The sequence below is a fragment of the Sphingomonas dokdonensis genome (genome assembly GCF_002197685.1).
Lineage (GTDB): Bacteria > Pseudomonadota > Alphaproteobacteria > Sphingomonadales > Sphingomonadaceae > Sphingomonas > Sphingomonas dokdonensis.
Genome location: NZ_NBBI01000002.1, coordinates 502,660 through 527,121, shown reverse-complemented (window position 1 = coordinate 527,121; position 24,462 = coordinate 502,660). Strand labels below are relative to the sequence as shown.

The following is a 24,462-nucleotide window of genomic DNA, read 5'->3' as shown; positions in this document are numbered from 1 at the left end:
TCTTTCAGGGTTCAGGGCTCACGCGTCTCATAGGCGCGCACACCGGCGCCGAGCTGATTGGTGCCGAGCGCCAGCCGCTCGCCGCTGACGTTCGCCACAAAGGCGGGGCTCTTGGACTGGCCCGGCGCGAGGCTCGCCACATTGTCGTGCACGCTGAGGCCGGCGGAGCGATACTTCTGCTGCTCGGCGGCGACCACGATCATCCCCGTCCAGTTTTCCTTGCGCGCCCCCTGAACAAAGGTGTTGCGCGCGATCTCGCCCGTTGCGCCCTCGGGCAGGTCGATCATGTAATTGGTGCGGTTGCCGGCCGAGTCGTCGAAGCTATTATCGGTGATGAGAACGCGCGGCACACGCAGCTTCACGTAATGGCCGCCCTGCCCACGCTCGAAGCGCGAATTGGTGATCGTCACCGTGCCGCGGCTGCCGAGATAGACCGAATGCGCGCAATCCTCGGTCTCGTGGCATTGGCCGAGCCCGGAGAAGGTGGAGCGGTCGATGGTGACGTTGCTGGCCTCGTCCGTGCCGCCGAGAATGCCCTCCTGACTGTCGAGGAACATCGAGTTGCGCACCGTCAGGTCGCCGATCTCGATGCGGATGCCGGCGCCGTTGCCGTCGGGCACGCGGATGCCGCGAAAGACGAGGCCGTCGACGACCGAGCCGCCGCCGCGCAGCACCAGCGCGGCCTTGCCCTCGCACGCGCCCTCGAAGATCGCGGTGCCGGCGCGGACGGCCTTGAAGGTGACGCGGCCGGCCTGCTGGATCGCGCATTCGCGATACACGCCCGGCGCGATCAGCACGGTGAAATCCTGCCCGCGATTGGCCTGCAGCGCATCGTCGAGCGAGCCATAGCCCTCGCCTGTCTCCTGGACCGTAAAGGGGGCGCTGGCCTGCTGGGCCTGCGTCGCGCTCGCGGCGAGCGCCGTGGCGAGGAGAATGGGGGCAAGACGCATGGAACGATCCTTTCGGAACCGCCGTGGCGTGGCCGGCCGCGCGGCGGAAGCCTCAAACGTGCATCTTACTCGCGCGCAGTAGCACGGCGCGTTGCCAGCCGGCGTGTTTGTCCCGTCGCGGCACGCTTCCGCCGTGTCTCGTTTCCTGTTGCAACTGACTTAATCGGGCCGCACAAGCGCGGGGAAACATCACGTCCATAGGCGGAGAGGCACAATGCAAAGCTATCTGAAGCACTATATCGACGGCGCATGGGTCGACAGCGAGGGTGGCAAGCGCCACGAGGTCATCGACCCGTCGACCGAGCAGGCCGCGACCGAAATCACGCTGGGCAGCGAAGCCGACGTCAACAAGGCCGTCGCCGCCGCCAAGAAGGCGTTCAAGACCTGGTCGCAATCCTCGGTCGAGGATCGTATCGCGCTGCTCGAGCGGATCATCGCGCTGTACAAGAAGCGCATTCCCGATCTTGCCGCCGCGACCAGCCGCGAAATGGGCGCGCCGATCTCGTTCGCGAACATGGCGCAGGCGCCCGCCGGCCTCGGCCATTTCATGGGCACACTCGCCGCGCTGAAGGAATTCAGCTTCTCCGAGAACGCCGGCAAGGGCGCGCGCGTCGTGCATGAGCCGATCGGCGTCGTGGCGATGATCACGCCGTGGAACTGGCCGCTGAACCAGATCTGCGCCAAGGTCGCGCCCGCACTTGCCGCCGGCAACACCATGGTGCTGAAGCCGTCGGAAGAAGCGCCGGCCAACGCGATGATCCTGGCCGAGATCCTGGAAGAGGCTGGCGTGCCGGCGGGCGTGTTCAACCTCGTCAACGGCGACGGCCCGACCGTGGGCGCCGCGCTCTCGTCGCACAAGGACGTCGACATGGTGAGCTTCACCGGTTCGACCCGCGCCGGCGTCGCGGTGGCGACCGCAGCGGCAGCGACCGTCAAGCGCGTCCACCAGGAGCTGGGCGGCAAGGCGCCCAACGTGGTGTTGCAGGGCGCGGAGCTTGGCAAGGTACTGCCGCCGACGCTCTCGGGCGTGATCGCCAACACCGGCCAGAGCTGCATCGCGCCGACCCGCCTGCTCGTCCACAAGAGCCAGGTCGGCGAGGCCGAGGAGGTGGTGAAGGCGATCATGGAAGCGACCCAGGTCGACAGCCCCGACAAGGAAGGCGCGCACATCGGCCCGGTGGTCAACAAGGCGCAGTTCGAGAAGATCCAGACGCTGATCCAGTCGGCGCTCGACGAAGGCGCGCGCCTCGTCACCGGCGGCGTGGGTCGCCCGGACGGCCGCAACGCCGGCTATTACGTGAAGCCGACGGTGCTCGCCGACGTGACGCCGGAAATGCGCATCTATCGCGAAGAAACCTTCGGCCCGGTCGCGACGATCTCCACCTATGACGACACCGAACAGGCGGTGGAGATGGCGAACGACACCGATTACGGCCTGTCGGCAACGATCTCGGGCGATCCGGTCGAGGCGGCGAAGATTGCCGGCAAGCTGCGCGCGGGCCTTGTCACGATCAATTCGTGGGGGCCGAATGGCTCAACGCCCTTTGGCGGTTACAAGTCGTCGGGCAACGGGCGCGAGGGCGGGAAATGGGGCCTCACGGACTTCATGGAAGTGAAGACCATCGTCGGCGAAAACGCCGCCTGATTGGAAACACCAACAGCGGGCGCCCCCATCGGGCGCCCGTTTTTCTTAGGGGAGAGGGAATAATGATCGTTAGCGTTCTGTATCCAAACCATGACGGCGCGAAGTTCGACGCCAGCTATTACAAGGCGACGCATGCCGAGCTGGCACGCGACATCTGGAGCCCTGAGAAGATCGAACTGATCGAGGGCCAGGCCCCCGGCGGTGGCACGCCGCCGTTCGCGCTCATTGCCAATTTCCACTTCGCCTCGCCCGAAGCGATGGGTCAGGCAATGGCAAGCCCGCGTATGGGCGAGTTGCAGGCCGACGTGCCGAACTTCACCGACATCACGCCGCAAATCATGGTCGGCCGGGCGCTGTGATGTGATGCTGGTGCTGCGCGCACCCTGACCAGGGTAGCGCGGGGCATCTTAGCCTCCCAAAGTACGTCAGGCACGAAAAAGGGCGCCGCGATTGCTCGTGGCGCCCTTTTCTTATCTGCTGCGCGGATCAGCGACCGGCTGGTGCCTCGGCACCCGGCGCTGCCCCGACCGGAGCACCTGGGGCACCCGGCGCACCGCCCATCATCTGCTGCTGCTGCAGCTGACGAAGCACCGCCTCGGGCAGGAAGTCGATCAGCTCGACATCAAACACGAGGGTCGAGTTACCCGGGATCGGCCCCTTGGTCTCGCTGCCGTAGCCAAGCTCCGGCTTGATCCAGAAGCGATACTTGGCACCCTTCGGCATCAGCTTCAGGCCCTCGGAGAAGCCGGGCACCACACCCGTCACCGGAAAGGGCGTCGGCTGCTGCGACTTGTCAAAGGTGGTGCCGTCGAGGAGCTTGCCCTCGTACATCACCAACGCGACGTCCGTGTCGGTCGGCTTCGGCCCCGAACCGGGCTCGATGACCTGATACTGGAGACCCGACGCCGTCGTCACCACGCCCGACTTGCGCGCGTTGCGCGTCAGGAAATCGTCGCCCTGTACCGCCAGCGCGGCGGCGGCGACGAAGGCGGCGATGATGCCGACGATCAGCCAGACAACATAGCTGCGCTTGACCGGCGCGATCGGAACGGCGGTTACGGTCGACATGGCGATCCCCGAGGTCAGAACCGGGCGCGAATCACGCGCCCGGATGCAGCGAATAGAGAGAAAGTTGAGACGCTCGCGCGGTTCTTACCGTGCGCCGTCACGCTCCGCCCGCTTGCGCTCCAGCTTGCGCGCACGGCGCACAGCGGCCGCACGCTCACGTGCACGCTTTTCCGACGGCTTCTCATAGTGCCGACGCAGCTTCATTTCGCGATAAACGCCCTCGCGCTGCAGCTTCTTCTTGAGCGCGCGCAGGGCCTGGTCGACGTTGTTGTCGCGAACGATGATCTGCATAAAACCGACACTTCTCCGAGATCTGAAACAGCCCGATTCCGCGAAACGGAAACGGCGGCCGCGAGCATAGCCCGCGCCGTGAACCCGCTGCGTCTACCACCACCCCTGCCCCCGCGCAACCCGCCGTGCTGTGGCGATTGCGTCACAGCGTCGCCGGTTCCCTTTGCGTGCGGCGACGGCGGCGGTACAGCGCGCCGCATGACGATGCTTTCGCTCTACGACAGCCTGTCGCGCTCGCTGCGCGCGTTCGAGCCCCTCGATCAAGCCAAGGGCGTGCGCGTCTATTCCTGCGGGCCGACGGTCTATAACTATGCGCACATCGGCAACCTGCGCGCCTATGTCTTCACCGATACGCTTGCGCGCGTGCTGCGGTGGAAGGGCTATGACCTGACGCACGTGATCAACATCACCGACGTCGGGCACCTTACCTCCGATGCCGATGCCGGCGACGACAAGATGGAGGCGGCGGCGAAGCGCGCGGGCACCGACATCTGGGCGATCGCGCGCCATTATACCGACGCGTTCAAGCAGAACCTCGCCGATCTCAACATCGCCACGCCGACGCATCTGCCGCTCGCGACCGACCATATCGCCGAAATGATCGACTTCGCGGCCGCGATCGAGCCCAAGCATTGCTACCGGCTGGACAGCGGGCTGTATTTCGATGTCAGCACCGTGCCTGATTACGGGCGGTTGGCGCGATCGCGCGACGACGAGGGCGAGAGCCGGATCGATCCGGTCGCGGGCAAGCGACACGCACAGGATTTCGCGATCTGGCGCACCAGCGCGCCGGGCGAGAACCGCCAGATGGAGTGGGATTCGCCCTGGGGTCGCGGCGCGCCGGGCTGGCACCTCGAATGCTCGGTCATGAGCAAGAAATATCTCGGCGAGACGTTCGACATCCACACCGGCGGGATCGATCATCGCGAGATCCACCATCCCAACGAGATCGCGCAGAATCAGGCGCATTGTGGCTGCGGCGACAGCGGCGCGGCCTTCTGGATGCACAACAACTTTCTGGTCGAGCGTGCGGGGAAGATGAGCAAGTCATCGGGTGAGTTCCTGACGCTAAAGGCGCTGGTCGACCGCGGTTTTCACCCCCTCGCCTATCGGATGCTTTGCCTGCAGGCGCATTATCGCAGCGAGCTTGAGTTTTCCTGGGAAAACCTCGCGGCGGCGCAGGTGCGGCTGAAGCGGATGGTTCAGGCGATCGAGGGCCTGCGCGCGCGCGCCGATGCGCCGGCCAAGGGAAGCGCGGCGGCCTATCGCGAGCAGCTCGACGCGGCGATTTCCGATGACCTGAACACCGCAAAGGCGCTGCCAGTGCTCGACGCGCTGATCGCCGACAAGAAGGTGTCGCCCGCCGATCGGGTGGAGGCGCTGGGCGATTTCGTCGCGGTGCTCGGCCTGCCGCTCGATACGATAGGCCGACAGGATCTGCGCGTGCGGCCCGCCTCGGCCACGATCGACGAGGCCACGATCGCGACGCGGCTGGCGGAGCGACAGGAAGCGCGCGCCGCGAAGGACTTCGCCGCCTCCGATGCGATCCGCGACTCGCTCCTCGAAGCGGGCGTCGAGGTGATGGATGGCGATCCGCTCGGCTGGGACTGGCGGATCGTGTCGGCCTGAGCTGCGGCGCCTTACCTGAGCGGGACGTCGCGCTGCGCGAGGATCGGCGGCGTGTAAGGCCGCGTGCCGGGGGGAATGGCGGCGGCGGCCGCCTCGATCGCCGCGATTCGGCGCTGGGTGGCGGGATGCGTGCGGCTGCGGAAGATGCCCCCGTCGATATCGTCGCCATTGTCACGCCAGAAGCGCGCGGCCGACGCTGGATCGTATCCGGCGTTGTAGAGCAGCGCGACTCCGAGCACGTCGGCCTCCAGCTCCACCTTCTGGCTTAGCGCGGCGTTGCGGCCGAGCTCGCGCAACAGCCCGCCCTTCACCCCCGCCGCTTCCAGGCGAACGCGGTGCCTGAGAATGGTATGCGCCAGCTCATGCGCCACGATGACGGCCGTCTCATCGTCGCGGTAACGCTCGAAAAAACGCACGCCGATCTGGACGACCTTGCCGTCCGACAGTGCAGTCATCTTGGTCCCGAGCACCACCTCGAAGCGGCTGCGGCAGCCGGGCTCGGCTGCGAGTTGCACGTCCTGGCGCTTGCCATTGCGAACGATCGTCAGGCGAACGGGCATGCCCTGCCGCTCCAGCACACCGAGCGCCGCATCGCGATCCGCGCTGGAAGGCGGCGTTGCGGTCGCCGTCAGCGGCTGCGACCCGATGGCCGCGACGCCGTCATTGGCCTGCACGCCCACCCTGGCAGCAGGTGAGCCGGCAACCACGGCCTCGACAGCAACCGGCGTGGCAAAGCCAAACACCGTGCGGGCCGATGCCAATGAACCTGCATCATATTGCGTCTCGGCCTGAAGGACGAGGCCCGTTGCGGGCGCCGTGTCGCGGCACAGGGCCGCGTTCGCGGTGACCAGGCGATGCGCGATCGTGGCGAGCCTCAGGTCGATCGCGCGAAGCGCCTCGAAGCTGGCAGCCTGATCCTCCGTGGCCGCGGGCGGGGCAAGCGGCGGGGCGGTGGCAACGGACGCAGCGACGAGGGGCAGGAAAGCAAACACATCTACCCGATAGGCGAGCCGATCGCGTCGCGCTATCACCCTCGATCATGAAGGCTGTTCTCCCCGCGCTCGCCCGTCCGCTGCTCGAAGCGAAGCTCCCCTCGGATCTGGACGTAGCGTGGTGGTCGAGCCCAGCCGAAGCAAAGGCGATGATCGGTGACGCGGACATCGCCTGGGTGGACATGCAGCCGACGAAGCTGACCGAGGACACGCTACGCGCGGCCGGCGACGGGCTGAAATGGGTATCCACCATCTACGCCGGGCTGGATGCCTTTCCGCTCGACGTGCTGCGCGCGCGCGGGGCGACGCTGACCAACGGCGTCGGCATCAACGCGATCGCGGTGGCGGAGTATGCCGTGCTGGGCGTGCTGGCCGGCGCCAAGCGGCTGGACGAGGTGATTCGCGCGCACGACCGGGCCGAGTGGCTGCGCGATGCACCGGGCAAGATCGAGCTGGCGGATACCAAGGCGATCGTGATCGGCTATGGCGCGATCGGCAAGCTGATCGGCGACCGGCTGGCGGCGTTCGGCGTCGAGGTGACGGGCGTGACCCGCTCGGGCAGCAACGGCACGCTGACGCCCGACGCATGGCGCGTGTGTCTGGGCGATTACGACTGGGTGGTGCTGGCGGCGCCCTCCACCAGCGAGACAAAGGCGATGATCGGCGCAGCGGAACTGGCGGCGATGAAGCCGGGCGCGTGGCTGATCAACATCGCGCGCGGCGACATGATCGACGACGACGCGCTGCTCGCGACGCTGAACGCCGGCACGATCGGCGGCGCGTTTCTCGACCCGACCAATCCGGAGCCGCTGCCGGCCGATCACCCGCTATGGAAAGCGCCCAATTGCATGATCACCATGCATCTGTCGGGCCGCAGCCAGACCAAGATGTTTCAGCGCGCGGCGGCGATGTTCCTGCGCAATCTGGAGGCGTTCCGCGCCGGGCGGGCGATGGAGAATGTCGCGGATCTCGACCGCGGCTATTGATCAGCCGATCATTCCGCCGTCATCGGCCGCGAGCACGCGGCCCATGGCGTCGAACAGATTGTCCATCGCCACGGGTTTGAAGATCACTTCGTCCGCGCCGGCGGCAAGGCAGCGTTCGCGCAGATCAATGGCTGTGTCGGCCGTAACGACGATGATCGGCACGCGCCCCTTCTGATCAGGACGGGCGCGGATGTGCCGAATGGCGGTAATTCCGTCCATGCCGGGCATGCGCAGATCGACCAGCAGCATGTCGAATTCCTGACCGTCGAGAATGCGCAGCCCTTCTTCTGCGCTTTCTGCCTCGATCATGTCCGCACCGGCCACGTTAAGCATATCTCGGACGACCCTGCGGTTCATGCGGTCGTCCTCGATGAACAGGACGTTCATGGCCGTGCGCCGAACAGGCAGAATAGATGTTCCATCGCCGGCGCTGTTATCGGCTCAAGCCGCTTGCGAAACAAGAGTGCAGGCGACCGGTTCGTCGCTAAACAGCGCCTGCACCAGCGCTTCCTTTCCAATCGGCTTGGTGATGAAGCGCGAAACGCCAGCATCACAAAGCATTGCCTGTTCGGCAGGATCTAATGCCGGACCCAGCAGGGCGATCCGCGCGGCCGGCGCGTGGCCCGCCAGTGCACTCACGGCAGCGATCGGATCGTCGCTGGTACGCAAGGTCGCGTCGTCGATGAGGATCGTCGCCGGCGGCTGGTTCTCGGCAGATTCGGCAGCCTCCTCACCCGTGGCGGCGAAGGCTACGGTGCCGCCGACAGGCGCGAGCAGCGCCTTGAACATGGCGCGGGTGATCGGGTTGCGATCGACGACCAGCACGCCCGATCCCGGCACGGCGACAGCCTCACCCGACTCGGCCGGCTCATACGGGAGGTCGAGCACAAAGGTGGCTCCCTCGCCTTCGTTGCTTTCGACGGTCACCTCACCCCCCATGGCTCGTGATAGATTGCGGCAGATCGACAGGCCAAGGCCCGTGCCGCCGAACTGGCGCGTCGTGCCGGTATCCGCCTGACGAAATGCCTCGAAGATCACGTCGTGCTTGTCCGGTGCGATACCGATGCCGGTATCCGCAACCACCAGCCGCCACCGATCGCCCTGCGCCTCAGCGACGACGCTGACGTGACCGGTGGCGGTGAATTTCACCGCATTGGACAACAGGTTGAAGATGATCTGGCGCAAGCGCGTGGCGTCGGCGATGGCCCAGCCCGGCGCGTTGTCCAGAGCAAGCGTAAAGCCAAGCTGCTTGTGCCGCGCCTGCTCCTCCCAGATTCGCGACGCGTCCGTGATCGTGCGTCGGATATCGGTCGGCGCCTGCTCGATCGTCATGCGACCCGTTTCGATCTTGGCGACATCCAGGATGTCGTCGACCAACGCACGCATCGTCATCCCCGCACCATGAACCACAGACAGCCGCTCGCGCATGGGCGGATCGACCTTAGCGTCGGCAAGCATCACCTGCGTCATGCCGAGAATGCCGTTCAGCGGCGTGCGGATCTCGTGACTGGTGGTGGCGAGGAATTCGGTCTTTGCCGCCAGTGCCTTGGCCAGGGCCGTGTTGCTCCGCGCCAGCGCGTTGCGACTGCGGCGGATCATGACAATGCCGATGACGAGTATGGCGATGATCAGCAGCGTGCCGAGGAACAGCCATTGCTGCGTGCGCGCGCGCGCGCGTTCGAAGGCAATCGTCTTCTGCAGATCCGCCGCCTTGAGCTGCGCGATGCGAAGCTCCTGATTGGCGAAGTCGAACTGCGCGCTGGCGATCGCCGCACTGTTCGACCGGGCAATGTCGGTCGCCTGATCGTCCAGCCGCTTCAGCGCGGCGAGATGCTTGATCGCCAGATCGGTGCGACCCAGCTTCGAATAGATCTTGTAGGCGATGTCATGCGCGGAGCGATCGGGCGGCAAGGTCTTGGTCAGATCCTCACCAGCGAACCGCTGGTCGATCAGCCGTTCTGCGGCAACCATGTCGCCCCGCTGGAACGCGGCCTGCGCGGCGAGCGAGACAAAGCCGCTGCGATGCGCCGCCGCCTCCGGCTTGGCGGACAGCGCCAGGCCTTCGTTGATCGCGCGTTGCGCGCCGGCCAGATTGTTTCGGGCAAGCCGAACATCGGCGACATTGGTGAGGATCTGCGCGTAGATGAACGGGCTCTTCATCTCGCGCGCGAGGGCAAGCCCCTTGACGAGTTCGGCTTCGGCGGCGGCGTAGCGCTTCAGCTCGCGCAGTGCGATGCCGCGCCCGTTGTAGATGGCAACGGACAGCCCGGGATCGGCACGGTAGACGTCGATCGCCTGCCCGAAATATTTGAGCGCCGATTCGTGATCGTTTGCCGTGGCATAGACCAGCGCGATCATAATCAGCGACTTGGCGCGACTGCGGGTATCGCCGAGATCGCGGAACATGTCGTGCGCCCGGCGCAGATCGGACAAGGCGCGGCCGATCTGACCGACCGTGTACAATGCCCCGCCTTCCGACAGGAGGACATCGGCATGCAATTGCGTGCCAGGCACGGTCCTTTTTGCTAGTCGGCTTGCCTGCCCTAGGATTTCGACCGCGCGCTGATGCTGCACGACGCGGCTATACGCCTCGCCCATGAGCCAGAGCGCCGTCACCTCCATCTGCGGTGATTTGGCTCGGCGTGCATAGGCAAGCGCGGAGCGCGATCTCGAAACCGCATCCTCCGGATCGCTCTGCATCTCCGCTTTCACGGAGGCGGTCAGTGCATCGAACTGCGGGTCGCGGCCGGTGGGCGACGGCGCGGCCGCGGCAAGGACCAGCGGCATGGCTAGCGTCATTGCCGCACGGCCGATCCGCGAACCGATCACGCGCGCTTCCAGGCGGTCGCCAATGCGTTGAACGTGGCGCGCGTGTCCTGCGACACGAGCTGGTGCCCGTCTTCTTCCATGAAAAGCAGCAACGCATCGAGCGAGATGGGGCGGCTGATCAGGAAGCCCTGCACCATGTCGCACCCCATGACGGTGAGCAGCGCCAGCGCGGCCTGTGTTTCGACTCCCTCGGCCACCACTTCCATCTCAAGCGCATGCGCGAGATCGATGGTGGATCGGACGATCAGCGGGTCGCGATTGGAGCTGGTCAGCTGAGTCACGAACAATTTGTCGATCTTCAGCTCGCGTGCCGGCAATTGCTTGAGGTACGCGAGACTGGACAGACCCGCACCGTAATCGTCGATCGCGATGACGATGCCGATGTCGGCAAAGCGCTGAAGATTCGCGATTGCCGACGACGGGTCGCGAATGACCGAGGTTTCGGTAACTTCAAAGCCCAGCTTCGCGCCTGATCCGGTAATCAGGCGGCACGCCGTTTCGACGAACGCCTGGTCGCCGAGCAACTGACCCGAAATGTTGATGAAGATGCGCAGATCGTGTCCCGCGGCCTGCAACCGGCCCTGATCGGCGATCGCACGTTCGATCGTCCAGACGGTCAGTGCGTCGATCAGCCCGCCATCTTCCGCGGCACCAATGAAGTCGCCTGGCGGTACCAAGCCGCGCGTGGGATGTTGCCACCGCACCAACGCTTCCGCGCTGCCGATCTCCTGCCGGCGAACGTGAACCTTGGGCTGATAGGCCAGGAACAGCTGGTCCTCGGCGATCGCCGTGCGCAGTTCGGCGGCGATCCGGCGAGCCTCGTGTGCGCCGGGCGCACTGACGTCGTGGCGGATCGGCACATGCGCCGCACGCGCCTCCGCCAGGGCGGCTTCGGCCTCCTCTGCCAAACGCACGTCATCGGAATTCACGGATCGGACAGCCGCCGCACCGAAATAGATTTCCAGCCGGTGGGGCTCGCCATCGAGCAGGAACGGCGCGTCGCATTCCTCCCGCAGACGATCCAGCATATCATCGAGCTGGGTCGGCTCCACCCCCTCGGTCGCGATTTCGATCGTGGTGCGGCCGACAACGGTGAGCCGGAGATGCGGCATGGCCGTAGCCAACCGAGCCGAGACGTCCGTGACCAGCAGATCGCTGCGAGCGCAGCCGACATGGCGACGCACAGCCGCGAAGTTCGCGATCTCCGCGAGCACCAGAAAGCGCCACGTCAAACGCGGGGCGAGCACCGCAGGCAAAAGCTCGGACGCACCGCCAGACGCGACGGGCACATGGGGAGCGGGATTGCCGAGACCGACCATAAGGCCCGGATATCCGGCAGGGCTGAAGATACCCTTAATGATCCAAAGTGGCACGCGGCAGCGACACTGCCGTTAATAAACTCTCTTGAACATTGGTAAACAGATTGTTAACTATAGTTTACGTCTTACGGACGTGAACACTAGGGAGTTCAAGATGCTCGCTTTCATTCTCGCGCTGATCTACGGCAACGGCGACGTTAAGCCCTGGTAAAGGGGTTTGCCGGCGGGCTGATGAGCCAAGCTACGGCTAGGTAGCAAAAGGTTCGTTACCTGCTGGTCGGTTCGCTACGGTGATCAGTTACAAGTTCCGGGCTGTGGAAGACGCAGCCATCGAGAACTGAAAACCCCCGCGCCAGTCTCTGGCCGGGGGTTTTCAATATTTCAGATCCTGAACTTTAAGTCAGGCGATTTAGTTCTCGGCTGACACTGTTCACCTGAGACTTTGCGCCACGGCCTCGTTCACGATCTTGCCGGCACGCACGTTAAGCCCTGACATCAGGCCCGGATTGTCGTCGCACGCGGCGATCCCCTTGTCGGCAAGCGCGAGACCATAAGGAAGCGTGGCATTGTTCAGTGCGTGACTGGACGTGAGCGGCACCGCGCCGGGCATGTTCGCAACGCAATAATGAATGACGCCATCGACCTCATAGGTGGGATCGGCATGGGTGGTCGCATGGCTGGTTTCGAAACAGCCACCCTGATCGATGGCGACATCGACCAGCACCGAGGCCCGCTTCATCCCGCCGAGCATCGCGCGCGTGACGAGCTTGGGCGCCGAGGCGCCGGGGATCAGAACGGCGCCGATCACCGCATCGGCGGCGCCGATCTCCTGTTCGATCACATCCATGGTGGAGTAGCGCGTACGCACGCGCCCCTGAAACAGCTCGTCGAGTTCGCGCAGCCGGGGCAGCGACCGATCGACGATCGTCACTTCCGCGCCAAGACCGATCGCCATGCGTGCGGCATGCGTGCCAACGACGCCGCCGCCGAGCACCACCACGCGCGCCGGCGCCACGCCGGGCACACCGCCGAGCAGCACGCCCCGACCACCGTTATAGGCCATCAGCGCAGCGCCGGCGGCCTCGATCGACAAACGACCAGCCACCTCGCTCATGGGCGCGAGCAGCGGCAGACCGCCGGCGCGATCCGTCACCGTCTCATAGGCAACGGCGCTCACGCCGGAGGCCATCAGACCTTTGGCCTGCTCCGGATCGGGTGCGAGATGGAGATAGGTGAAGAGAATCTGGTCATCGCGAAGCTGTACCCATTCATTGGGCTGTGGCTCCTTCACCTTCACGATCATCTGCGCGGCGGCAAAAACCTCCTCGGCGCTGGGCAGGATCTTGGCACCAGCGGCCTCATAGGCGGCATCATCGGCCGTGATGCCGGCGCCAGCTTGGGTTTCGACAAGCACTTCGTGACCATGCGCGACATATTCACGCACCGCGCCCGGCGTCAGACCGACGCGATATTCGTGATTCTTGATTTCCTTGGGCACACCGACGCGCATGCGAGTCTCCTGGTTTCAGATGAGACCATCTATGGTGGCAAACGCCGTCGCGCTAGGGCACACAGACAGTCCTTAAACAACAACGCCCCCGGCCGAGCCGCGCGACGCGCGCTCCGCCGAGGGCGAGTGTAAGAAGATCTGGCGAAGACTAGATGTCGTCGCCGAGCGCACCCTTTACCTTGCCCATGAACTCCTGGCCTTTGCCTTTGGCTTCCTGGCTGGCGCCTTCCGCTTCGAGCCGGTCGTCCTGCGCCGTGCGCGTCGCCGGATCCTTGTCCGCCATCGCCTGCTTGGCCTTGCCGACGGCCTCGTTCACGTTGCCTTTGATCTTGTCGACCATCTCACCCATGACAATACTCCTGCCTAAAATAGATCAACGACAGGACATGGGCGATGTTCCCTTACGCACGGGGGTGAGCATCGCGATAAACGTCGAGCAAATGGGCGGCATCGACCGCGGTGTAGATCTGGGTCGAGCCGAGGCTGGCGTGCCCGAGCAATTCCTGCAGCGAGCGCAGATCCGCACCGCGGCCGAGCAGGTGCGTGGCGAAGGAATGGCGCAGCGCATGCGGGGTCGTGCGGTCCGACAGGCCGAGCGTCGCGCGCGCGGCGCGGACGGCGGCCCGCACCACGCCGGGTGACAGTGCGCCGCCGCGGACGCCGCGAAATAGTGGCTGAGCCGTGTCGACCGGCCAGGGCGCTGCCGCGACATACGTCTCCAGCGCAGTGCGCACCTGCGGCAGCAGCGGGACGATGCGCGTCTTGTTGCGCTTGCCCATGACGGTGATCGTTGCGCCCAAGGGCAGCGCCGCGCCAGTCAGCGCCAATGCCTCGCCGATCCGCAGGCCAGCGCCGTAAAGCAACAGCAGCAAAGCCCAGTCGCGCTTGCCAGTCCATTCCAGCCGGGCGGCATCGCCCACCTCTTCGGCGAGCGCCACCGCCTCATGCGGGGCGATCGGGCGCGGCACGCCCTTCTGCACCCGCGGCCCCTTCAGCCGCGGCGCGCTGCCGGCGCCATTCGCCCAATCGAGAAAGTGGCGCGCGGCCGACAGTTCACGCGCAGCCGAGGCGTTGGTCAGCCCGTCGCCGCGGCGATGCGCCAGATAGGCGCGCAGGTCGGCCGGCGTCACCGCAGCCAGCGCGCCGCGATCGACTGAGGTGCCGAGGTGCCGGCCTAGAAAGGCGATGAGCCGGACGGCGGTGGCGCGATAGGCACGCACCGTATGCACCGAACGGCGCAGCGTGCGCGAAAGGTGCGCGGCGTAGAGGGTTGGCAGGTCTTCCACCCGCGCTTTGTATCACCGGCTTTTCACCGAGTCGCCTGCGCCCCATATGCGAGGGCCTCATGTCTCGTGCCCGTGTTCTCGTTCTCAATTCCGCGCTGGGTCCGCTCGATTACCGCGTGCCGCATGGCATGACGGTGGAGCCGGGCTCGATCGTCGTCGCCCCGCTCGGGCCGCGCCAGTTGATGGGCGTGGTGTGGGAGCCCGAGCGGCTGCCGTCCGATGCGGAGGTCGGCGACAATCGCCTGCGTAATCTGTTGGCGGTGGCCGACGCGCCGCCGCTCCGCCCCGCATTGCGGCGACTGATCGAATGGACGGCGGACTATTACCTCGCGCCACCGGCATCGGTGGCACGCATGGCGCTGTCCTCGACATCGGCGCTGGAAGGCTCGCGTCATGTCGTCGAGTATCGCGCCACGGGCCACGTGCCCGAGCGGATGACGACGCAGCGCGAACAGGCGCTGGAGCGGATCGGCGATCGCCAGGGGCTGATCCGCGAGCTTGCGGCGATCGCCGACGTGTCGGACGGGGTGATCCGCGGGCTGGTGAAGGCGGGCGCGATCGAAGGGGTCGAGGTGGATATCGACAGCCCTTATCCGCAGCCCGATCCCGATCACGCGCCGCCGGCCCTCTCCGACGATCAGCAGGCGGCGGCGGATGTGCTGATCGGCGACGTCGCGGCAGGCGCGTTTCGCCCCACGCTGCTTGATGGGGTGACCGGATCGGGCAAGACCGAGGTGTATTTCGAGGCGGTGGCAGAGGCGCTGCGGCATAAGCGGCAGGTACTGGTGCTGCTGCCCGAAATCGCGCTGACCGAGCCGTTCCTCAAGCGCTTCCACGATCGCTTCGGCTGCGAGCCGGTGGCGTGGCACTCGGGACTGCGTTCTACCCAACGGCGACGCGCGTGGCGGGCGATCGCCAGTGGCGAGGCGCGGGTGACGGTCGGCGCACGATCGGCATTGTTCCTGCCTTATGCGAACCTCGGCCTGATCGTCGTCGACGAGGCGCACGAGACGAGCTTCAAGCAGGAAGACGGCGTGCATTACCATGCGCGCGACGTGGCGGTGATGCGCGGCAAGTTCGAAGGCTGTCCGGTGATCCTCGCCTCCGCCACGCCGGCGATCGAGACGCGGCAGCAGGTGACGCTGGGCAATTATGCCGAAGTGAAGCTGCCCGCGCGATTCGGGCCGGCCGAGATGCCGGCGATCGCGGCGCTGGATCTGCTGGAGCACAAGCCCGATCGCGGGCGGTGGCTGGCGCCCCCGCTGGTGCAGGCGCTGGAGGAAACGCTGGCGCGCGGCGAGCAGTCTTTGCTGTTCCTCAACCGGCGAGGCTATGCGCCGCTGACCTTGTGTCGCACCTGCGGGCACCGATTCCAGTGCCCGAATTGCACCGCCTGGATGGTTGAGCATCGGCTGACCCGGCGGCTCGCCTGTCACCATTGCGGGCATATCGAGCCGGTGCCGCGCGCTTGCCCGGAGTGCAGCGAAGAGGACAGTCTGGTCGCGTGCGGCCCCGGCGTCGAGCGGATCGCCGACGAGGCAACCGCACTATTTCCGGAGGCGCGCGTTGCGGTGGTGACGTCCGACACGATCTGGTCGCCGGCGAAGGCCGCCGAGTTCGTCGGGCGGATGGAGGCAGGTGCGATCGACATCGTCGTAGGCACGCAGCTTGTCACCAAGGGCTATCACTTTCCCAATCTGACGTTGGTGGGGGTGGTCGATGCCGATCTCGGGCTCGAGGGCGGCGATCTGCGCGCTGCCGAACGGACCTTTCAGCAAATCCGCCAGGTGTCGGGTCGCGCCGGTCGCGGCGAGAAGCCGGGGCGCGTCTTTATCCAGACGCATGCGCCGGGTGCGCAGGTCATGCAGGCGCTGGTCACCGGCGATTCGGACGCCTTTTACGCGGCGGAAACCGACGCGCGGCGCGATGCGGGGGCCCCGCCGTTCGGGCGCTATGCGGCGATCATCGTGTCGAGCGAGGATCAGGGCGCCGCACAGGATGTCGCCAAGGCGATCGGGCGCAGCGCGCCGGAGGTCGAGGGCATGCACGTCTATGGCCCCGCCCCCGCGCCGCTGGCGATGCTGCGCGGGCGGCATCGCTTTCGCCTGCTGGTCCACGCCCGCCGCGCGCTGGACGTGCAGGAGGTGATTCGCGGCTGGCTGGGTGCGCTCGACTGGCCGTCAAAGGTGCGCGTCGCGGTGGACGTGGACCCGTACAGCTTTCTCTGATCGGCGGTTCGGGCGCTTACTGGCCGCGCGGTCGGCGCAGCACGATGTAGAGCGCGCCTTGCCCGCCGTGCCGCGGATGGGCGCCGCGCACCGCCGCGATCGCGCCGGCGTGGCGCGATCCGGCGAGCCAGTCGCCGATCGCCGCGCGGATTGCGCCGCGGGCATGGGGACGCTCGCTCTCGGGGCGCGGCGGCTTGCCCGTTACCAGCAGGATCACGCGATCACCCCGCGCCACCGAGCGCGCAAGCGCACCATCGAGCAGATCGTGCGCGGAATGCAGCGTGTGGCCGTGGAGGTCGATCGTGGCGTCGGGCGTCACCAGCCCGCGCGACAACCGTTTGTCCCAGCCGCCATCCAGGGTGACGCCGGGCAGTACGCGCTTAGGCGCTTCGATCGGCTTTCGCTGCGGCGGCATCGGCCGGCTGGCAATGGGCTTGGCCGCCTGCTTCACCGGCTCCCTGGCGGGTGCGGGTTTTGGCACGGTCGCCGCCGCCACGGCGCGCAGCGGACGAACCGTTTGCATCACCCGCGCCCAGAGCGCGGCTTCCTGCGGATCAAGGCCGCGCGACACCGGGCCGTGAACCGAGGCGCGCCAGCGTGCCGGTCGGCAGCAGCAGGAAAGCGGTGCCGCGCGCGCTCATGCCGCCCGCGATCGCGCGCGCCTCGTCGCCGGCGCCCCAGAACGTGTCGAAGCGATTGGTGCCCTTGATCGCGCCGCCGGTATCCTGCGCAACCCACAGGCCGGTCGCGTCGGTGCGATCCATCGACAGGAACACCGGTGCGCCGAGCGGCACGAAGCGGACGTCGGCCGCCACTGTCGCCTGATCGGACACCGGCAGCCCCATCGCGCCGAGCGGTGGCCCGTCGAGCACGCGGAAGAAGACGTAGCTCTTGTTTTCGCGCATGATCGCGCGGCCTTCGTCGGGATGGGCGTGAAGCCAGGCGACGATGCCCTGCATGCTCGCTTCGCCGCGGCCGATCAGCCCGCGATCGAGCATCAGCTTGCCGATGCCGGTATAGTCGCGGCCGTTCTGGCTGTCGTAGCCGATGCGCAGCACCTCTCCATCCGCCATGCGAACGAGGCCGGAGCCCTGCACTTGGAGAAAGAACAATTCCACCGGATCAACGGCATAGCCGAGGATCCGCGCCTTGCCGGACAGCGCGCCTTCCTCGATCATGGTGCGGTCGTAATAGGGTACGAAGTTCGCGCCCTCGACACGGCCGCGGATCTTCTTGCCCTTCAGATCGGTGGAGAACTGGCCGAGATCAACGTCCACCAGATCGTTCGGGCGGGCATAGATCGGCGCATAACCAGCGCGGTGCGTGCGCGACCCAGCGATTTCCGGAATGAAATAGCCAGTTGCGAATGCCTTGCCGTCGCCGACCTGCACCGTTTCGAACCAGCGGGTGAAGAAGGTGCGCGCATCGCTGCCGCGTGCCGCGGCATCGCAGGCGGGCTTCCAATCGGCGCCGCGCGTGAGGCCGGTCGGATCGGTGCGCCGCACCAGCGAGGGACAGCTGATGCGAAAGGCAGCGAGCGCGCGCTGGGCGCCGTCATCGGTGATCGGCAGGGTGGCGATCGGCGGCCCGGCGACAATACCGGCGGTGGCGGCGGTAACCGCTTCGGCGACGGGCGTGCTCGGCACCGGGGGCAGCGGCGTGGCGCGTGTTGGTTGGCGCACCGGCCCGGCGGAACGGGTGGTCGGCCGGCTCGCCCCGCCAGCCGGACCTGACCCGGAGGTGCTGGGCGGCACGACACCCCCAACACATGCGGAAAGCGCCAGCGCCGACGCCAGCGCCATTCCCCCACGACCCAACATCACGCCCCCAATTCTTGTGCTACAGCCTTGTACGCCGAGCCGGAGCCGGAGGCGCATACCTTGATGCTCAGGCTTCGTCGGTGTCGGCCAGCTTCCAATTCGGGTCGCTGCTGCGCAGGGTGCGCGCAAAGGTCCAGACGTCGTGCGTTTCGACCGCATCGCTGGTCGAGCCGGCGATCACCTGGCCCTCGGCATCGCGCGTGACGGCGGCGATCAGCGCGTCGAAGCGCACCGTGATGCGCGCATCCTTGCCCTGCAGCGACGCGCCAGTGATGAGCGCACGCTCGATCGATACCAGTCGATTGTCGAGAACTTCACCAGCCTCGGAACGCTGCGCAATGGCATCGCCGAAGGCTCGCGCCACATCGTCAGACACGAGATCGCGCAACGCCGCCTCTTCGCCCTTCCAATAGGATTCCAGGATCATGCGGTAGGCCGCCTGCGCACCTTCCATGAAGCGCGCGACGTCGAAGCCCGGCTCGGCCGCGACGATCGCGCGGACACCCGGCTCGGCACCGCCCTCGAACGGCTTCACCGCCGGCTCGCGCGGCTCGTTGGTTTTCTCCACAGCACGCGGCATCGGCGCGGCAACGACCCGCTCCTCCGCTGGCTTGGGCAACGGCTGCTCATGCCCCGTACGCTTGCCCAGCACCGAATAGAGCCGGAGCGCAAGGAATGCGGCAACCATCGCGAGAAGGACTATGTAGAACACCCGGCCTCCGATACGCTAAGCTCACAACATAGTCGCCAACGCGCCGGGTTTCAAATGGCTGCGCCCGTTGAAACGGCCCTGCCCCCCTGCTAGGCGGCGCGGCTGACGCGCGCGGCCCGGCCGCGCCCTCTTTCCCGAAGGACGATTGAGCATGGACGAGCAGGATTTTGGCGCCGCCACCGGCAACGAACCGCAGGCAAATGGCGCGGATACCGCCCCCGCGGTGGGCCTGATCTCGCAATATGTGAAGGATTTGTCGTTCGAGAATCCGAACGCGCCGGGCGTATTCCAGAACCAGCAGGGCCCTGAAATCAACGTCCAGTTCGACATTGCCGCCAATCAGGTGGCCGATGACGCGCACGAAGTGACGCTGAAGATCGAGGTGCGCGCCGAGACGCAGGGCCGTGTCACCTTCCTGGTCGAGCTGGCCTATGCCGGCCTGTTCGGCGTGCGCAACGTGCCGCTCGACGCGCTGCAGCCGTTCCTGCTGGGCGAAGCGCCGCGCCTCCTGTTCCCGTTTGCGCGTCGCGTGGTGGCCGACACGATCCGCGATGGCGGCTTCCCGCCGCTACTGCTCGAGCCGATCGACTTCAACGCGCTGTACATGCAGCAGTTGGAGCAGCGCGACGCACAATTGGCGTCGGGCAACTTCGGCCAGGCCTGAGGCTCCTGCCGGCTTCTCGGCCACGCGCCGGGGAGCCGGACCATCATTGACCAGACCCGCCGCCGCGCTTCCGGAGTGACCCAATGAACCTCACCCGCGCGCTCGGTTCGGTCGGCGGGCTGACGCTCGCCAGCCGCATCCTCGGCCTTGTTCGCGATTCGCTGTTCGCCCGCTTCGTCGGCGCGGGTTTCGCCTCCGACGCTTTCCTGATCGCGTTTCGCCTGCCCAACATGTTTCGCGCGCTGTTTGCGGAAGGGGCGTTTTCCGCCGCGTTCATCCCGATGTTCAACCGCAAGGTGGCGGAAAAGGACGGGCGCGGGCTGCCCGACGGCATCGGCTTCGCCAGCGATACCTTGTCGATGCTGTTGCCGGTGCTGATCGGCTTCACGATCGTAATGGAGCTGGCGGCGTGGCCGGTGACGTGGCTGCTGTCTGGCGGGTTCAATGCCGCGAGCCGCGACGAATTCGCCTTTGCCGTCGAGCTGTCGCGGATCACCTTTCCCTATCTCATGCTGATCAGCCTCGTGTCGCTGCTCGGCGGGATCCTCAATTCGCTGCAACGCTTCTGGGTAGCCGCCGCCGCGCCGATCCTCCTCAACCTGACGCTGATCGCCGCGCTGCTGCTGTTTCACCACCAGGACAATCTGCTCACCGCGCGCAACCAGGCGATCGCCGTCACCGTCTCGGGCGCGCTGCAATTGCTGTGGCTGATCTGGGCCTGCCGCCAGGCGGGTGTGGCGCTGGAGATGAAGCGGCCGACGCTCACACCGGAGGTGAAGCGACTGCTGGCGCTGATCTGGCCGGCGGCGGCGGGCGCCGGTGCGGTGCAGATCAACCTGGTCGTGTCCACTGCGCTCGCCGCCAGCCTGCTCTCCGCAGGGTCGGTCAGCTACATCTATTTCGCCGACCGGCTGAACCAATTGCCGCTGGGACTGATCGGCATCGGGCTTGGCACCGTGCTGCTGCCGACGATCTCGCGCCAGCTTGGCCGCGGCGAGGATGCGGCGGCAATGGAAACGCAGAATCGCGGCATGGAGCTGGCGCTGTTCCTGACACTGCCCGCCACCGCCGCGCTGGTCGTGTGCGGCGCGCCGATCGTGGCGGCGCTGTTCCAGCACGGCGCCTTCACCCCGGCCGACACCGTCGCGACGGCGCAGTCGCTTGCCGCCTTCTCGATCGGGCTGCCGTCATACATCCTGGTAAAGGTGCTGACGCCGGGCTTCTACGCGCGGCAGGATACGAAAACGCCGGTGCGCTACGCCACCGTCTCCATGGCGGTGAACCTCGTCCTCAATCTCCTTTTCATCTACCCGCTCGGCCATATGGGTCCGCCACTGGCCACGGCGCTTGCCTCCACCGTGAACGTCGCGCTGCTGTGGCGCGCGCTGGTGGCGCGCGGGCATTTCGTGGCGGATGCGCAGCTCAGGCGCCGCGCGTGGCGGCTGGCGCTCGCCGCGGTGCTGATGGGCGTCGTCATGTGGTTCGCCAACGACCTGTTCCGTCCCTATACCACCGGGCCGAGCCTGCACCGCTGGGGCGCGATGCTGGTGCTGGTCAGCGCGGGTGCGCTGGTCTATTTCGCCGCGACCTTCCTGTTCGGCGCCTTTCGGCTGGCCGATGTGAAGCGATTGGTTCGTCGATAGGATTTCCCCACAATGCGCGTCGTTTCCGGCATCAAGCCCACCGGCAATCTTCACCTCGGCAATTATCTCGGCGCGGTGAAGCAGTGGGTGGCGATGCAGGACGAGATCCAGGCCGCCGGGGGCGAGACGATGTATTTCATCGCTGACCTTCATGGCCTGACCGAGTGGATCGCCCCGGCCGAGCTGACCGCCAACACGATCGAGATGACCGCGACGTTGGTCGCCGCCGGGATCGACCCCGAACGATCGATCCTGTTCAACCAGACGCGCGTGCCGGCGCATAGCGAGCTGGCGTGGCTGCTCAATAACGTCGCCCGCGTCGGCTGGCTCAACCGCATGACGCAGTTCAAGGACAAGGCGGGCAAGAACCGAGAAGGCGCGAGCGTCGGCCTGTACGATTACCCGGTGCTGATGGCGGCTGACGTGCTGCTTTACAACGCCACGCACGTGCCGGTCGGCGAGGACCAGAAGCAGCATCTGGAGCTGGCGCGCGACATCGCAACCAAGTTCAACCAAGATTACCAGACCGAGCTGTTCACCCTGCCCGAGCCGCTGATCAGCGCCGCCGCGCCCCGCATCATGAGCCTGCGCGATGCCTCAGCCAAGATGTCCAAGTCCAACCCGTCGGTGCAATCGGTGGTGAAGCTGGTCGATTCGGACAGCGAGATCGCCGACAAGTTCCGCAAGGCGAAGACCGATCCCGAGGCGCTGCCCGACAGCTGGGAGGCGCTGGCCGAGCGGCCGGAGGCACGCAACCTCGTCACCATCTTCGCCGCTCTGGCGGATCGCACGCCGCAGGATGTGGTGGCGGAGTTCGCCGGTCAGGGCTTTGGCCAGTTCAAGCCGGTGCTGGCCGACTTGGCGGTCGCGAAGCTCGGGCCGATCCGCGACGAGATGGTGCGGCTGCTGAACGATCGGGCCGCGATCGACGCGATCCTCGCGCGCGGCGCGGAAAAGGCGCGCGATCTTGCCGCGCCGGTGCTGGCGGATGCGCAACGCGCGATGGGGCTGCTCGCCTGATTGCACGTGTGGGGCCACGCGCGATTGCCGATTACCATGCCGTGTGTAACACTGCGCGCCCGGCCGCGTGAGTTTTCGCCATCCTAGACGCCCTTCGCAGATTCGGTCGTTCACGGCGCGCACCGTCCACCGCGCGGGGCGAGCGTGTGTATGCGATCGGCGACGTGCACGGCTGCGTCGACCTGCTCGACGCCTTGTGGGCTCGGATCATGGCGCATCAGGCGAGCCGACCGGCGGCAGCGACGCAGATCGTGTTTCTTGGCGACATCGTCGATCGCGGGCCGGCTTCGCGCGGTGCGCTGGCGTGGCTGGATGCGAAGCGGCACGAGGTGCCCGGCATCACCACCCTGCTCGGCAACCACGAGGAGATGCTGCTGAGAACCTGCGATCGCGATCCGATGAGCTTCGCCAACTGGCTGCGCAACGGCGGCGCGGAGGCCGCCGCGAGCTTTGGCCTGCCGCCGTTCGACGGCGGTGACGCCGGCAGCTATATCGAGGCGGTGCGCGCCGCCGTGTCGCCCGAGTGGATCGAATGGATTCGCCGCTGGCCGCTCACCGCGGTGTCAGGCGATTATTTCTTCTGCCATGCCGGCATCCGCCCCGGTGTCGCGCTGCGCAAGCAGCAGCGCCGCGACCTGCTGTGGATCCGCGAAGAGTTCATGGACGATCCGCGCGACCACTGTGCGGTGATCGTTCATGGGCATACCATCACGCCCAAGGTGGAAGTGCTGGCGAACCGGATCGGCGTCGACACCGGGGCTTACGCCACCGGCGTGCTGAGCGCGGTCTGCCTGGACGGAACGAGCGTCGAGGTGATCGCGACCGATCGCTGACGGGAGTGCCCTACACGCGCTCCAGCAGGTAATAGCCGATCTTGGGCTTCATCGCGGCCTTTACCAGCTCGACCCCGACTTTCTTGGCGCCGCGGATCAGCCCGCCAGCGCCGCCCGTCTCCACCGAGATGCTGCGGCGGCGCACTTCGCTCACTGTCTTCAGCCCGTTGTGCGCGGCGAGCCACGCGATCGTCTTGTCCGAAAAGGCGTTCAAATGCTCCAGCGGCTGAATCGAGGCGAACGCTTCCGTCTCGCCGGGGATCGCCTTTGCGCCGCCCGTCGCGAACATCGCCTCGGTCGGTAACCCCTTGGTCTGGAGCAGCTCCTCCAACTTGCCGCGATAGGGGATCGCCGCCTTGAACAAGCCGCCCGGCGCCGTTGCCCGTGCCAGCCGCGCGAAGTCGCGGCCGGGGTGGACGAGGTGTTCGAGCACCTGTTCGGTATGGACGAGGTCAAAGGTCATGGTGTCGACGTCCGCGTCCTCGATCACCTCCAGCCCCAGCGTTCGCGCCAGCCGCTTCTTGTCGTCGCCGATCTCGGTCACATAGACGGTGGCGCCCATCGCACGGGCGACGCGCGCCCAGCGGCCCTGCCCGACGCCGAAATCGAGCATGGTGATGTCGGCCGGATGCTTGCCGATCCGCTCGAACAATACGGTGAACTCGCCGGCAATGCGGTGAAACTCGTGCAGCGTCAGCAGGCCGTGCTCGTATTCGTCGAGGAATTCGGCCGAGATCATCTGGGTGTAGATGACGCCGAGCATGGCATCATCGGGTGTCTGCACCTGGAATAGCAGGTCGCAAGTGCGGCATTTGTCGACCTCGAACGGCACGCCAGCGAGCAGCGTCCAGTCGATCACCCCCTGCCGACCGAAGTTCGATTGCACCAGCGCGCGGACCGGATCCTCGTCATAGCGTGCGGCGTAGATGCGCGTGAGATCGGTGCCGGCGCATACCGGGCAGGCGGTACGTGGGGCAAAGCCGGGTGCCGTGGTCGGCTGAGTCATGTCGGGGCCGGCCTCCTTGATGGGTAGGGCC

General features: G+C 66.5%; 23 protein-coding genes. 9 read left to right on the top strand and 14 right to left on the bottom strand.

All coding sequences use genetic code 11. The features are described 5' to 3' along the window. Positions 1–11: 11 nt before the first annotated feature. On the bottom strand, positions 12–950 hold the full coding sequence (locus SPDO_RS07360; RefSeq protein WP_088366810.1) for a right-handed parallel beta-helix repeat-containing protein: 939 nt from the start codon (positions 948–950) through the stop codon (positions 12–14). Positions 951–1,164: 214 nt separating this feature from the next. On the opposite strand from SPDO_RS07360, the gene SPDO_RS07355 reads away from it, so the two are divergent. Both SPDO_RS07355 and SPDO_RS07350 read left to right on the top strand, forming a co-directional pair. Further along, the gene (locus SPDO_RS07355) at positions 1,165–2,595 is read left to right on the top strand and encodes an aldehyde dehydrogenase family protein (RefSeq protein ID WP_088366809.1); all 1,431 of its coding nucleotides are present in this window, start codon (positions 1,165–1,167) and stop codon (positions 2,593–2,595) included. A 62-nt stretch (positions 2,596–2,657) separates the two neighbouring features. Continuing rightward, the gene (locus SPDO_RS07350; RefSeq protein ID WP_158212162.1) at positions 2,658–2,954 is read left to right on the top strand and encodes an EthD family reductase; all 297 of its coding nucleotides are present in this window, start codon (positions 2,658–2,660) and stop codon (positions 2,952–2,954) included. 127 nt (positions 2,955–3,081) lie between these two features. Here SPDO_RS07350 and SPDO_RS07345 read toward each other — a convergent pair whose 3' ends face one another. Both SPDO_RS07345 and rpsU read right to left on the bottom strand, forming a co-directional pair. Continuing rightward, positions 3,082–3,663, bottom strand: coding sequence for an FKBP-type peptidyl-prolyl cis-trans isomerase (locus SPDO_RS07345; protein WP_088366807.1), 582 nt, complete (start codon positions 3,661–3,663; stop codon positions 3,082–3,084). 84 nt (positions 3,664–3,747) lie between these two features. Beyond that, complete coding sequence (gene rpsU / locus SPDO_RS07340; RefSeq protein ID WP_007404630.1) at positions 3,748–3,954, bottom strand: 30S ribosomal protein S21; 207 nt, start codon at positions 3,952–3,954, stop codon at positions 3,748–3,750. 198 nt (positions 3,955–4,152) lie between these two features. Between rpsU and cysS the strand changes: the two genes are divergently transcribed. Continuing rightward, on the top strand, positions 4,153–5,583 hold the full coding sequence (gene cysS, locus SPDO_RS07335) for a cysteine--tRNA ligase (RefSeq protein ID WP_088366806.1): 1,431 nt from the start codon (positions 4,153–4,155) through the stop codon (positions 5,581–5,583). An 11-nt stretch (positions 5,584–5,594) separates the two neighbouring features. On the opposite strand, the gene SPDO_RS07330 is transcribed toward cysS, so the two are convergent. Continuing rightward, positions 5,595–6,575 carry a M48 family metallopeptidase gene (locus tag SPDO_RS07330; RefSeq protein ID WP_088366805.1) on the bottom strand — a complete coding sequence of 327 codons (981 nt, stop codon included), beginning with the start codon at positions 6,573–6,575 and terminating at the stop codon, positions 5,595–5,597. A gap of 47 nt (positions 6,576–6,622) precedes the next feature. On the opposite strand from SPDO_RS07330, the gene SPDO_RS07325 reads away from it, so the two are divergent. Further along, a complete protein-coding gene (locus SPDO_RS07325; RefSeq protein ID WP_088366804.1) occupies positions 6,623–7,561 on the top strand; it encodes a D-2-hydroxyacid dehydrogenase in 939 nt (312 codons plus the stop codon). Here the strand turns inward: SPDO_RS07325 and SPDO_RS07320 are convergent, their stop codons facing one another. From SPDO_RS07320 to SPDO_RS07295, 6 genes are all read right to left on the bottom strand, one after another. Beyond that, the gene (locus SPDO_RS07320) at positions 7,562–7,948 is read right to left on the bottom strand and encodes a response regulator (RefSeq protein ID WP_088366803.1); all 387 of its coding nucleotides are present in this window, start codon (positions 7,946–7,948) and stop codon (positions 7,562–7,564) included. Between the two features lie 54 nt (positions 7,949–8,002). After that, positions 8,003–10,390, bottom strand: coding sequence for an ATP-binding response regulator (locus SPDO_RS07315; RefSeq protein WP_088366802.1), 2,388 nt, complete (start codon positions 10,388–10,390; stop codon positions 8,003–8,005). Continuing rightward, positions 10,387–11,709, bottom strand: coding sequence for an EAL domain-containing protein (locus SPDO_RS07310; RefSeq protein WP_088366801.1), 1,323 nt, complete (start codon positions 11,707–11,709; stop codon positions 10,387–10,389). Before SPDO_RS07310 ends, SPDO_RS07315 begins: the two co-directional genes overlap by 4 nt. A 430-nt stretch (positions 11,710–12,139) precedes the next feature. Then, positions 12,140–13,219 carry an alanine dehydrogenase gene (ald, locus tag SPDO_RS07305; RefSeq protein ID WP_088366800.1) on the bottom strand — a complete coding sequence of 360 codons (1,080 nt, stop codon included), beginning with the start codon at positions 13,217–13,219 and terminating at the stop codon, positions 12,140–12,142. A gap of 148 nt (positions 13,220–13,367) precedes the next feature. Beyond that, positions 13,368–13,568 (bottom strand): CsbD family protein, encoded by a 201-nt coding sequence (locus tag SPDO_RS07300; protein WP_088366799.1) that lies wholly within the window; start codon positions 13,566–13,568, stop codon positions 13,368–13,370. A 52-nt stretch (positions 13,569–13,620) separates the two neighbouring features. Next, complete coding sequence (locus SPDO_RS07295) at positions 13,621–14,505, bottom strand: tyrosine-type recombinase/integrase (RefSeq protein WP_088366798.1); 885 nt, start codon at positions 14,503–14,505, stop codon at positions 13,621–13,623. A gap of 59 nt (positions 14,506–14,564) precedes the next feature. On the opposite strand from SPDO_RS07295, the gene SPDO_RS07290 reads away from it, so the two are divergent. Next, on the top strand, positions 14,565–16,733 hold the full coding sequence (locus SPDO_RS07290) for a primosomal protein N' (RefSeq protein ID WP_088366797.1): 2,169 nt from the start codon (positions 14,565–14,567) through the stop codon (positions 16,731–16,733). 16 nt (positions 16,734–16,749) lie between these two features. Here the strand turns inward: SPDO_RS07290 and SPDO_RS07285 are convergent, their stop codons facing one another. The 3 genes from SPDO_RS07285 to SPDO_RS07275 form a co-directional block, all read right to left on the bottom strand. Continuing rightward, complete coding sequence (locus SPDO_RS07285; protein ID WP_088367031.1) at positions 16,750–17,256, bottom strand: Smr/MutS family protein; 507 nt, start codon at positions 17,254–17,256, stop codon at positions 16,750–16,752. A gap of 31 nt (positions 17,257–17,287) precedes the next feature. Then, the gene (gene mltA, locus SPDO_RS07280) at positions 17,288–18,556 is read right to left on the bottom strand and encodes a murein transglycosylase A (protein ID WP_425441934.1); all 1,269 of its coding nucleotides are present in this window, start codon (positions 18,554–18,556) and stop codon (positions 17,288–17,290) included. Between the two features lie 64 nt (positions 18,557–18,620). After that, positions 18,621–19,265, bottom strand: a complete 645-nt coding sequence (locus SPDO_RS07275) for a Tim44/TimA family putative adaptor protein (protein ID WP_143559608.1) — start codon at positions 19,263–19,265, stop codon at positions 18,621–18,623. A gap of 151 nt (positions 19,266–19,416) precedes the next feature. Here SPDO_RS07275 and secB point away from each other — a divergent pair, with 151 nt between their 5' ends. The 4 genes from secB to SPDO_RS07255 all read left to right on the top strand — a co-directional run bounded on the left by secB (position 19,417) and on the right by SPDO_RS07255 (position 23,425). Next, positions 19,417–19,929, top strand: coding sequence for a protein-export chaperone SecB (secB, locus tag SPDO_RS07270; protein ID WP_088366794.1), 513 nt, complete (start codon positions 19,417–19,419; stop codon positions 19,927–19,929). Positions 19,930–20,012: 83 nt separating this feature from the next. Then, on the top strand, positions 20,013–21,572 hold the full coding sequence (gene murJ / locus SPDO_RS07265) for a murein biosynthesis integral membrane protein MurJ (protein WP_088366793.1): 1,560 nt from the start codon (positions 20,013–20,015) through the stop codon (positions 21,570–21,572). A gap of 12 nt (positions 21,573–21,584) precedes the next feature. Beyond that, positions 21,585–22,592, top strand: a complete 1,008-nt coding sequence (gene trpS / locus SPDO_RS07260; RefSeq protein ID WP_088366792.1) for a tryptophan--tRNA ligase — start codon at positions 21,585–21,587, stop codon at positions 22,590–22,592. A 146-nt stretch (positions 22,593–22,738) separates the two neighbouring features. Beyond that, positions 22,739–23,425 carry a metallophosphoesterase family protein gene (locus tag SPDO_RS07255; RefSeq protein ID WP_158212161.1) on the top strand — a complete coding sequence of 229 codons (687 nt, stop codon included), beginning with the start codon at positions 22,739–22,741 and terminating at the stop codon, positions 23,423–23,425. A 10-nt stretch (positions 23,426–23,435) separates the two neighbouring features. On the opposite strand, the gene SPDO_RS07250 is transcribed toward SPDO_RS07255, so the two are convergent. Then, on the bottom strand, positions 23,436–24,431 hold the full coding sequence (locus tag SPDO_RS07250) for a class I SAM-dependent methyltransferase (RefSeq protein WP_158212160.1): 996 nt from the start codon (positions 24,429–24,431) through the stop codon (positions 23,436–23,438). Positions 24,432–24,462 lie beyond the last annotated feature (31 nt).

Bases quoted from the DNA above. Each gene is read 5' to 3' on its own strand.
- SPDO_RS07345 (WP_088366807.1), bottom strand. From the start codon at position 3,663: ATGTCGACCGTAACCGCCGTTCCGATCGCGCCGGTCAAGCGCAGCTAT.
- SPDO_RS07325 (WP_088366804.1), top strand. From the start codon at position 6,623: ATGAAGGCTGTTCTCCCCGCGCTCGCCCGTCCGCTGCTCGAAGCGAAG.
- trpS (WP_088366792.1), top strand. From the start codon at position 21,585: ATGCGCGTCGTTTCCGGCATCAAGCCCACCGGCAATCTTCACCTCGGC.
- SPDO_RS07320 (WP_088366803.1), bottom strand. From the start codon at position 7,948: ATGAACGTCCTGTTCATCGAGGACGACCGCATGAACCGCAGGGTCGTC.
- cysS (WP_088366806.1), top strand. From the start codon at position 4,153: ATGACGATGCTTTCGCTCTACGACAGCCTGTCGCGCTCGCTGCGCGCG.
- SPDO_RS07355 (WP_088366809.1), top strand. From the start codon at position 1,165: ATGCAAAGCTATCTGAAGCACTATATCGACGGCGCATGGGTCGACAGC.
- ald (WP_088366800.1), bottom strand. From the start codon at position 13,219: ATGCGCGTCGGTGTGCCCAAGGAAATCAAGAATCACGAATATCGCGTC.
- secB (WP_088366794.1), top strand. From the start codon at position 19,417: ATGGACGAGCAGGATTTTGGCGCCGCCACCGGCAACGAACCGCAGGCA.
- SPDO_RS07310 (WP_088366801.1), bottom strand. From the start codon at position 11,709: ATGGTCGGTCTCGGCAATCCCGCTCCCCATGTGCCCGTCGCGTCTGGC.
- rpsU (WP_007404630.1), bottom strand. From the start codon at position 3,954: ATGCAGATCATCGTTCGCGACAACAACGTCGACCAGGCCCTGCGCGCG.
- SPDO_RS07250 (WP_158212160.1), bottom strand. From the start codon at position 24,431: ATGACTCAGCCGACCACGGCACCCGGCTTTGCCCCACGTACCGCCTGC.
- SPDO_RS07360 (WP_088366810.1), bottom strand. From the start codon at position 950: ATGCGTCTTGCCCCCATTCTCCTCGCCACGGCGCTCGCCGCGAGCGCG.
- SPDO_RS07350 (WP_158212162.1), top strand. From the start codon at position 2,658: ATGATCGTTAGCGTTCTGTATCCAAACCATGACGGCGCGAAGTTCGAC.
- SPDO_RS07285 (WP_088367031.1), bottom strand. From the start codon at position 17,256: ATGCAAACGGTTCGTCCGCTGCGCGCCGTGGCGGCGGCGACCGTGCCA.
- SPDO_RS07290 (WP_088366797.1), top strand. From the start codon at position 14,565: ATGTCTCGTGCCCGTGTTCTCGTTCTCAATTCCGCGCTGGGTCCGCTC.
- SPDO_RS07300 (WP_088366799.1), bottom strand. From the start codon at position 13,568: ATGGGTGAGATGGTCGACAAGATCAAAGGCAACGTGAACGAGGCCGTC.
- murJ (WP_088366793.1), top strand. From the start codon at position 20,013: ATGAACCTCACCCGCGCGCTCGGTTCGGTCGGCGGGCTGACGCTCGCC.